The sequence below is a fragment of the Brasilonema bromeliae SPC951 genome (assembly GCF_012912135.1).
Lineage (GTDB): Bacteria > Cyanobacteriota > Cyanobacteriia > Cyanobacteriales > Nostocaceae > Brasilonema > Brasilonema bromeliae.
On sequence record NZ_QMEB01000243.1, the window covers coordinates 1 to 9,951 of the forward strand.

Genomic DNA, 9,951 nt, shown 5'->3' on the forward strand with positions numbered 1-9,951 from the left:
TGACTAGTAATGAGTAGAGATGGGTAGGGATTAAGTTACAGTTCCTTACCCCGTTATTAAAATTAATTTCATGTTCCTTAGGGGGCTGGTTTGACCAGCCCTCCTAGTTTTCACCCTATATCTACAGTACGGCGGCATAGGGTGCGCAAAGCGCACGTAGTCTCCAAGGTGCACCGAAACGTCAGTTCATAGCCCTGTCTGACTTACTCCGTTTCTGGAAAAGTCTGCACCTTGCCGTCAGGACTAAAAATAGCTCGGATTTTTACTGATTGTCCATTTTTATTAGGAGAAACAAAAGGTTCACCAATCAGAGGCATTCCTGTACGGTCAACATAATCTCTTGCAGCTTTTCCCATTGGTAAAATTTGCTCAATTGTGCCATCAACACCTACTGACAAACTGTACTCAATGCTTTGCCTTAATCCAGAAGGCGGTTGCCAGCGTTTTTTCAATACGTCTCTAGCTTCAGATACTTGAGGTGTGTCAAACAATGTGCCACTACGAACTGTACTATTAGTGGCAACTTCTGTGGAAAGATTAGCCCTTTTTGCCCTCGCTTCCCGCAATCTAGAAATTAATGCATCAGTACCACTTTGTCTTGAGCCTGGTTGTGAGTAAACTGGTTCACGGCTGGTACTTGTGCTGGACTGAGGTGAGGTTGCAAGTGATGAGGCAGCGTTGTTTTGGGGAGCTAGTCCGTTGCTGGGAGCAGTGCCTTGCGGAGCCAGTGCTGTTGGCGGCGAAGCCTGCCCGTAGGGCATAGGAGGGTTTCCCCCAGGAGTGACTGCCGTATCTCTTTCAGAGACGCTTCGCGTTAGCCCTTGGCGTGCCGCAGGCATACGCGTAGCGTCTTTGGAGGAGGTACCCCTCAGGAGTGAGGCTCCTGTTGAGGTACTGGAAGTGTTATTTGTGCTGGACAAATTGTTCGGTGTCGAATTCTTTTGAACTGATGTAGAATTCGGCTCGCTCTTTGGCGTTAATGCTGTAAAATTGGGCTGTAATTTGGGTTGAAGAGCAATTTCTTGCTTTGGTGTTGTGGTTTTTGGAAGGGTTGAGATCGTTGGAGTTTTTGTTGTTCCAGATATACTCAACGGATTGCCTAAAGGTGGTAGAGGTGCTTTGGCGACATTCCCAATACTAGGAGATGTTTGGGGTATAGAAGGAAATGTGGACTTTGCAGATGTTTGAGGCGTAACAGGTACACTAGGCAATGTTTGAGCGATCGATGGAGAAGCATTGGGCACTGCTAAGGTAGACCCAAAGGGTGGGAGTGGCGGCGAAGGTAAACTACTAGAGGGAGCCAGTGTAGGAACAGCAGTGGATGTGGACAGACCCTGTGAGGGGGAAGCTTCTAGAGCAATCTTTTGTTCTGTCGAAATTGGTTTTCTGGCTGTCTGCTGTTGTCTGACACGGTTCGCATATTGCCAGGTGAATGGTGCTAAACCCACACCTATCACCAGAACTGCTGCAACAGGTGCCCAAGCAGGTATACCCCCACTCCTTGTAGAACGAGGGGTGAGATTTGGTAGCGCCACGACATCAGCAGAATATTCATCCAGGGCTGTTGCTAAATCGAATAATTGCAGCAGACTCAGTTGAATGACAGGACCAGATGCTGGATTTGCTAAAGAACCAAGAAACAAATTGTGAGTTAAGTGATCGCTAGGCTTGATTTTTATGTCTGCATGTGGTAATTGGGTAAAAGAGTTTCTCGTTGGAATTTTTTGTGAAGGGGGATTGTAAACATTTGTTTGTTCAGTCTCATCAGAGACTACGCTTACGTCCTCTGTTCCTGGGAAGTTTGTTCCTGAGAAATTTGCCCAAAAGCTTTCAGGAGACATTTCCAAAAATTCTTGGACGTAGCCTGTCACTACTGCACACAAAGTCTCCAGCTGGTCGCTGTCGCCTCTAATTGCGATTCTCTTTTCCTCTGGCAATCGCGGATCATCAAAGCGAAGTTCAAACTGTAGCTGCTTGAGGACAGATTTACCCATCCACTGAGACAAAGCTGAACTCTGCGCCAAGACTTCTAGCGTGCAGGTGGGCGGTGTATACCGACGGATCACAGAATTTGATACAGGCATGGCAGGAAGTGCGAGCAGGATATTTTTAATTTTTGATTTTTGATCAGAGAATCTCAAATCTGAAATCTAGAATTTGGTTGAACGGTCGATAAGTGCTAGCCACAGACGGCGATGTCCACCAGGTCCACTGTAAAAAAGTAAATCTATAAGCAGTTTTAATCCCAGGTGGGTTAATTCATTAGTGGAGATTGTTGCGTCTTCCTCCATCCGCTCTTGATAAGTGTTGCAGAAAGTATCAATATAATCTCCAAGCAAAGCAGCCTGATGAGGTTCGCGGTTGTCTTCCGCCATCTGTTCTAAAAGACCAACAGCACGGCGAATTAATTCTTGGTGCTGTTTGGCAAGGTAACAAGTAATCAGAACAAGCGCCCTAGCTTCCTCCACATCTAATTTTTTTCGTCCTCCTTGACCTTTACGTAGCGGATTTGATTGGCGCAGTCGCCATAGCGCTACACGGTCTGGCACTCTTGACTCTAAATTCAGATTAATTGCCGCTTGTAGCATTGCCTCGGAGCCAATGCCAGTCAATGTTTCTAACGCTAACAGCACCAAGTCCAGCTGAGTTTTGATATTGTCCCAATGAACTGAATTTGGGGCTGGAAGCTTTATTAAATCCTCCCACTGAGAAGTCGGAGCGGGTGAATCGGCGGCAGAGTGCATAACTTTTAGCATAGGTGATCAGGCTGGTGAGGGCTGTTGCTGTTACCCATTTTGAAACCAGACTCTCAAGGGTTAAGATTGGTTTCCAATCACTATCAGCCGAAGCCGGGAGCTACAGCTTCTATTACTTTGGTGAACAGCAGAGGTCTTTGTCTTAACTCTATGATGAAAAACTGTTTTGAAAAAAGTATAATCCTAATCAATTGTGCTTTATCTGTCAAACACAAATAACTTTTTTTATTTTTTAGTAACAATAAACATTTCTACATAAATCATCGCTAGTATCCAATCGCTATTCAAAATAGCCCAATTGTTCAGTGGTGATTATTTTAGTTATACTCAGCGCCACAATCAAAACCCGGATTTTTCCAAAAACCGGTGAGACCAGCGCTGCGGGAGGGTTTCCAACGCCAGATACCTACGGAGGGAGACACTCATCAAGTACTGGCTCCTCCGCAGGCGACTGCGTATGCGCAAAGCGCACGCCCAAAGGGCTAAAGCGCAGCGTGTCCGTTCGGCCTCAAGCCGTGCCCGAAGGGCTCAGGACATACCCGAAGGGGTTTCTGTGTTTTGTGATTTTAGTTTTAACCGATGTAAGCAATTGTCACACCACTACCGCCATCAGCTTGTTCTCCTGCTTCATAACGGCTGACTCTGGGGTGCTGCTTTAAGAAGGCGTGAACTCCTTGCCGTAGCTTACCCGTGCCATGTCCGTGAATAATCCATATTGGTCCTGTGGCTTCCGAAATTGCTTTGTCTAAAATGATTTCCGCATCCGGTACCCTACGCCCGCGTATATCTACCGTATTTTTAGACGTGCGAATTGCAGGAGTTTCTGTCAAGGTTGTGATTTTTGACTCTCCTTTGCTCCTCGGTTCCTCGGCTCTTTGGCTCTTGGGTTCCTTAACGCTTGGTTCAGGTTTTTGACCATCTAAAGATTCTACGTCTTCTAGCTTCACTGTCATCTTCATGATTCCAAAGCGGACAGTCAACTCCCTATCCTGATCAGGGGCGGTTAAGACTTCTGCTGTTTGCCCGAGTTTGGGTATACGGATGCGATCGCCCACTTTGGGAAGAAATCCCACTTTTTGTTTCGGAGGAGGTTCTGGTATAAACTTATCTGCTATCTCACCTAAAGCTTTTGTTGCGCTTTGAGCATCTTGTGCTGTTGGTTTACCTTGCTGCAAGCGGCGAATCACTTGAGCTATTTCACCTTTTGCCTGGGCGATCGCCTGCTGGACTGCTACCTCCTGCGAGACACGCAAAGCACGCTCTCTTTCCTGCAATGCTGTGGCTTTTTCGGAGACTTCTTTGTATAAACGCTCAGCTTGCTGCAACAAATCCTGTGCTTGTTCGGCTTTAGTTTCCTGACGGCGGCGTTGCGCTTCCAACCCAGCAATAACCTGATTGACTTCGTCTGTTGCTCCTCCCAGTTGCGTTTTCGCACTTTCCACAACTGCTAATTTCAACCCCAGGCGTTGGGCAATTGTTAAGGCGTTGGAACGTCCAGGAATTCCCCAAAGTAGGCGGTAAGTTGGTGAAAGGGTACTTTCGTCAAATTCTACAGAGGCATTTTCAAATCGCTCATCTTCGTATTTTAGCGCTTTGAGTTCACCAAAGTGAGTGGTCGCAATTGTCAACAGAGCATGGTCTGCGAGATATTGTAGGAGCGATATTGCCAAGGCACTCCCTTCAACGGGGTCTGTTCCTGCACCCACTTCGTCCAGAAGGATTAAGGAAGATGGGATAGTCTTTTCTTCCCCTGCTTCCCCTGCTTCCCTTGCTTCCCCTGCTTTCTCTGTTTCCTCGTCCTCATCTAGTGCTGACAAAATCCGACTAATGCGGCGGATGTGACCAGAAAAAGTGGATAAGTTTTGCTGCAGGGATTGTTCATCACCGATATCTGCCAGTACCATGTCAAACCACGGCAATTCCACTGGTTCGCGTGCAGGCACATATAAGCCGACTTTCGCCATCAATGCTGCCAAAGCTAGGGTTTTCAACGTCACAGTTTTTCCGCCAGTATTTGGTCCGGTAATTGTGACTACCCGAATTTGTGGCTGAATCAGCAAATCAACGGGAATTACGGAATGTCCTTGTTCGTGGTAATGCTGCCACTCCAAAAGTGGATGACGTAACTTCCGCAAGGTAATGCTTTCATTTTCGTCTCGGTTAATGAAGCGTGGAGGATTTGCTTTTAGCCACAAACTATAACGCGCTTTTGCCAATGCCAAATCCAAGGTAGTTACAATTGCTAACAACCGTTCCAAATCTGGCTTGACAGCAGCGACTTGCTCTGTTAAGACACGACGGATTGCTTCTTCTTCTATTTGTTCTCTTCTGAGCAACTGTCGCAACTGGTTTCCCATTGGGACGACAGAATTTGGTTCCACATACAACGTTGCGCCGCTGGTAGAAGTATCGTGGACAATGCCTGGTATGGCGTCTTTTTGAGGTGCTTTTACGGGAATGACAAAGCGATCGCCCCTTTGAGTAATAATCTGTTCTTGGACGGCATTCGCTTTTACCTGTAATATATTTTGCAGTTTTTGGGTGATTTGACTGCGTGATTGCCGTAAGTTCGTGCGAATTTCACCAAGTTTTTGGCTGGCGCGGTCAGTGACTTGACCCCTTTCGTCTATACATCTGTGAATTTCTTGTTCTAATTCTGGATAAGTCCGTAAATCGGTAATTAAATCATTGAGTACTGTTAAATCTGGGTGTTTGTCGATGACACGACGTAGATTTCTGGTGCCAGCAAGAGTGGTGGCGATCGCCAACAATTCATCTCCCTGCAAAATTCCTTGCAGTTCGGCGCGTTCTAGGGAATCACCAATATCTTGGATTCCATCAAACGAAAGCCCCGTACCTAGGCGGTTTTCCAGTTCGTAAATTTCTTTTGTTTGTGCTAACAACTGCTCACTTTGGGCTTGCGACGCAGGAATTTGTAGATGGCGCGCAGCAATAGTCCCCAGCTTTGTTGCCGCGAAGGTAGACAAATGCTGGCAGAGGCGAGACCATTCAAGTAATTCTAGAGTTTCAGATTGGATCAAGGACTGCTAATCTGACATGGATTCTAAAATTATTGTAACAATTCTTTTCTCTAAGCTGCATAACCTTTCTAGATTAATGACCTTTGGAAAAACCCCTGCAAATCCTCCCATAATTTTGATACCCTATCTAAAACAGATTTGGGAGCATCAAGAAGCGTGGATATTGAAATTGGGCGGGGAAAAACAGCTCGCAGGGCCTACGGCATAGATGAAATTGCTCTCGCCCCCGGTAATAGAACACTCGATCCAAGTTTGGCAGACACTCAGTGGCGTATCGGCAATATTGAGCGCGAAATCCCAATTATTGCCAGTGCGATGGATAGCGTAGTTGATGTCCGTATGGCTGTGCTTTTGTCAGAGCTAGGAGCATTGGGCGTCCTGAACTTAGAAGGAATTTACACTCGTTATGCAGATCCAGAGCCAATTTTAGACCGTATTGCCTCTGTTGGGAAAGAAGAATTTGTTCCCTTGATGCAAGAACTTTATGCTGAACCGATAAAAGCAGAATTAATTGAACAACGAATCAGAGAAATTAAACAACAAGGTGGTATCGCCGCCGTGAGTGCGACTCCCGTAGGAGCAAGCAAATTTGGTTCTGTAGTGGCAAAAGCTGGTGCAGATTTATTCTTTATACAAGCAACTGTAGTTTCTACTGCACACCTTTCTCCAGAATCTGTTGTACCACTCGATTTGGCAAAGTTTTGTCAAGAAATGCCCATACCTGTGATACTAGGAAATTGCGTGACTTATGAAGTGACTCTCAATTTGATGAAAGCAGGCGCAGCAGCCGTACTGGTGGGAATTGGCCCTGGTGCAGCGTGTACCTCTCGTGGTGTGCTGGGTGTCGGTGTACCACAAGCAACGGCGATCGCTGACTGTGCAGCAGCACGAGATGATTATTATCAAGAAACTGGCAAATACGTTCCAGTAATTGCTGATGGTGGTTTAATCACCGGTGGCGACATTTGTAAGTGCATTGCTTGTGGTGCAGATGGAGTGATGATTGGTTCCCCCTTTGCCAGAGCTGCTCAAGCTCCCGGACGGGGATATCATTGGGGAATGGCAACTCCTAGTCCCGTCTTGCCACGTGGCACGCGCATTCGTGTCAGCACCACTGGCACCCTAGAGCAAATCCTCACTGGACCAGCACAACTTGATGATGGGACTCATAATCTTTTGGGAGCCTTGAAAACAAGTATGGGCACTTTGGGAGCAAAAAATATTAAAGAAATGCAACAAGTGGAAGTTGTGATTGCTCCTTCTTTGTTAACCGAAGGTAAAGTTTATCAAAAAGCACAACAATTAGGTATGGGAAAATGAAGCGTGAGAATACTGCGGGCGCATTCGTTAAAAGGAGCGATCGCGCTATGCACAAGCGTAACCGGAAGGTAGGCGACTGCTGTGCATGGTTTTCCGACTTGAGGAGCCACTGCGCCCTTGGTGAGGCAGTGCTTGGCTAGCTTAGAGAAGTTTGGATCGGACACCGCAGTTGTGATTCCTAGCCCCTCTTAGGGGCGGCACTCAAAGGACCCAGAGCTACGCTTAACGCCTCCATAGCGCTGGCAACTAATGACTCTTTATCACCCAGCTGTAATAGTCAACAGGAGTGATACTATTACAGCTGGGAGATAAGTTAATGAAATTTTTCCCGACTCTTAAACTCTTACTGGAAAAATCGCATATGTCGCCTAGAATAGAGATAGCGGAGACGCATGTTTCCGTTCACTCCTCACACCACACTCCGCCCGGACAAGCTTCGGGCGGTTCCTTAATAATTAAATTATTTTTGAATCACATCAATTGCCATATGCAAAACTCTGTGTACCACTGCAAAGCAGTGGTTTTTGCTGTGGTAGAATTTTCAGCAAAGTCAAATATATTAATAGGCGAAGGTTTATAGGCATGTCAGAAGCCGCACAAGTTACAGACTCTACCTTTAAACAGGAAGTATTGGATAGCGCAATTCCTGTTTTAGTTGACTTTTGGGCACCCTGGTGCGGACCTTGTCGGATGGTTGGCCCTGTTGTCGATGAAATTGCTACCCAATACAAAGACCAAGTTAAGGTAGTGAAAGTTAACACCGATGAAAATCCCAATGTTGCGAGCCAGTATGGCATTCGCAGTATTCCCACATTGATGATTTTTAAAGGTGGGCAAAGAGTTGATATGGTGGTCGGTGCCGTGCCGAAAACTACACTATCTAACACTTTGGAAAAATATCTTTGAACACAACCGCCGGAAAACTGCTACAGAGTATTTGATTTCAAAGGGCATTCGGTAAAGATTGGTAAACAGTGGAGGGGCGACAATCGCCTCTCCATAAATTTATGAACTTTATGAACTTTATGAACTTTTTAGTTCAGCCAATGTTTGGCGAGTTTCTCTGTTGTCAGCAGTTATTTATAAAATAAATGTTAAATTATTGTAGGGATGTAGTTTGCTGCGTGTGTTGCAAACACAACCACCAAACAAATCGTTTTCTCTTATCAAGATAGGTTGGCGACGATAACTGTCGGCAGCGCCTTGGATTATCTTTAACCAAAGGTGCTTTTTGTTGTGAAAAAATACCTAAAAGTCAATAGTCAAAAAACTTTAGACTTTGCACTCCACGTAACGATTTATCATTCCACATTAAATTTAGATAAAATGTAATGCCATTTTGGCAGCAGTTCTCATGACCTCATCTGCGTCGTTTGACACATTAGAGTCTCTTCAAGCGGATATCGCTAAATTATTTGAAGACTTACCGATGTCAAAGCATCGGCGGTATATTATACAGGCACTAGCGACTATAGTGCGTCTGGCTCACAAGAGTGAAGAAATTGAGCGCCTCGATTGGAAGATATTGTCGTCTTCTTTAACAGACATGGAACGCGGTTTCCAGCTGTTTTATGCTTACCGACATGTTCGCAAAGTTACTATTTTTGGTTCGGCTCGCTTATCACCACAAACACCAGAATATCGCATGGCGTACGAATTTGCTCGCTATGTGTGTCGATTGGGATTTATGGTTATGACAGGTGGTGGCGGCGGAATTATGCAAGCAGGTAACGAAGGTGCTGGACGGGAAAATTCTTTTGGCTTAAACATTCAGCTTCCCTTTGAGCAACAGGCAAACCCGATTATTGAGGGAGATCCTAAGCTGATTCATTTTAAGTATTTCTTCACCCGGAAGCTGTTTCTCCTCAAAGAGAGTGATGCTATAGCTTTGTTTCCAGGTGGTTTTGGCACCCAAGACGAAGCTTTTGAGTGCATGACTTTAAGCCAGACAGGTAAGTTTGGTCCAATACCTTTGATTTTAATTGACCACCCTGGAGGCGATTATTGGCGGTCTTGGAGCGAATATATTGACAAGCAACTGGTGCAGAAAGGTCTGGTTAGTCCTGATGACCCCAGTCTTTACACGGTGACAGACAACTTGGATGTGGCTTGCAATGCTATTACCAGTTTTTACCAGGTTTATCACTCTAGCCGCTACGTGGGCGATCGCCTAGTTATCCGTCTGAAAGTAGAGTTATCCGATGCTGAAGTAGAACAACTCAACCATGATTTCAGCGACATTCTTGTGACAGGACGCATTGAAAAAAGTCAGGCTTTACCGCAAGAAGCTCAAGATGAGACGTTTGAGCTACCCCGCCTCCTTTTGTACTTTAATCAAAGAGATTTAGGGCGGTTGTACCAACTCATCGCAGTGATTAACCGCATGGGGACTCCTTCAGCAGAAGAAAAGGCGCATCCAGAAAGGAAGTAGCCCGTTAGGTCGAGCCTCGGGCCGTAGGCATAGGGCGTTGGGCACTCCCAACAACGTGAACTACCTACACGCTCCCTTGCGGTACAGTTAGTCGCTTCCCAATTCATTGGGGATTACCTCAATCTTCATAGATTTTTTACGTCCTAAGGTAAAAAATAAGGTTTTGAGCGAACAGTAGGCAGTGCCCAACGCCAGATGCTACCCTATGGCTGACGCCACGCCTTACGGTGAGTCCAGCGCTGGCTCTCCAACGCACTGGCTCCCTTACAAAAATTGCAATAACGCAATTGGTGCACTGCCTCCTCATCTTCTTCATTGTTCTTCATATTCTTGATCCAATACGGTTAGGTTGACACTCCCCTGCCTAAAGGCGAGGGGATTCTACATTCATCGTCAGAACTTG

At 45.9% G+C, this 9,951-nt stretch carries 6 protein-coding genes; 3 read left to right on the plus strand and 3 right to left on the minus strand.

From position 1 onward, the window contains the following. Window positions 1-203: 203 nt before the first annotated feature. From DP116_RS23740 to DP116_RS23750, 3 genes are all read right to left on the minus strand, one after another. Entirely contained in the window at window positions 204-2,084 is a 1,881-nt protein-coding gene (locus DP116_RS23740) for a DUF4335 domain-containing protein (RefSeq protein WP_169157508.1), read from the minus strand. Between the two features lie 66 nt (window positions 2,085-2,150). Continuing rightward, on the minus strand, window positions 2,151-2,756 hold the full coding sequence (locus DP116_RS23745) for a DUF3038 domain-containing protein (protein WP_048867386.1): 606 nt from the start codon (window positions 2,754-2,756) through the stop codon (window positions 2,151-2,153). A gap of 572 nt (window positions 2,757-3,328) precedes the next feature. Beyond that, window positions 3,329-5,797, minus strand: coding sequence for an endonuclease MutS2 (locus tag DP116_RS23750; protein WP_169157509.1), 2,469 nt, complete (start codon window positions 5,795-5,797; stop codon window positions 3,329-3,331). 156 nt (window positions 5,798-5,953) lie between these two features. On the opposite strand from DP116_RS23750, the gene DP116_RS23755 reads away from it, so the two are divergent. The 3 genes from DP116_RS23755 to DP116_RS23765 all read left to right on the plus strand — a co-directional run bounded on the left by DP116_RS23755 (window position 5,954) and on the right by DP116_RS23765 (window position 9,548). Continuing rightward, a complete protein-coding gene (locus tag DP116_RS23755; RefSeq protein ID WP_169157510.1) occupies window positions 5,954-7,117 on the plus strand; it encodes a GuaB3 family IMP dehydrogenase-related protein in 1,164 nt (387 codons plus the stop codon). Window positions 7,118-7,675: 558 nt separating this feature from the next. After that, window positions 7,676-8,023: a thioredoxin gene (gene trxA / locus DP116_RS23760; RefSeq protein WP_339381546.1), complete on the plus strand. Its 348-nt coding sequence runs from the start codon at window positions 7,676-7,678 to the stop codon at window positions 8,021-8,023. Between the two features lie 448 nt (window positions 8,024-8,471). Next, window positions 8,472-9,548 carry an LOG family protein gene (locus DP116_RS23765; protein WP_169157512.1) on the plus strand — a complete coding sequence of 359 codons (1,077 nt, stop codon included), beginning with the start codon at window positions 8,472-8,474 and terminating at the stop codon, window positions 9,546-9,548. The last annotated feature ends 403 nt before the right edge of the window (window positions 9,549-9,951 follow it).

Bases quoted from the DNA above. Each gene is read 5' to 3' on its own strand.
- DP116_RS23740 (WP_169157508.1), bottom strand. From the start codon at position 2,084: ATGCCTGTATCAAATTCTGTGATCCGTCGGTATACACCGCCCACCTGC.
- DP116_RS23745 (WP_048867386.1), bottom strand. From the start codon at position 2,756: ATGCTAAAAGTTATGCACTCTGCCGCCGATTCACCCGCTCCGACTTCT.
- DP116_RS23765 (WP_169157512.1), top strand. From the start codon at position 8,472: ATGACCTCATCTGCGTCGTTTGACACATTAGAGTCTCTTCAAGCGGAT.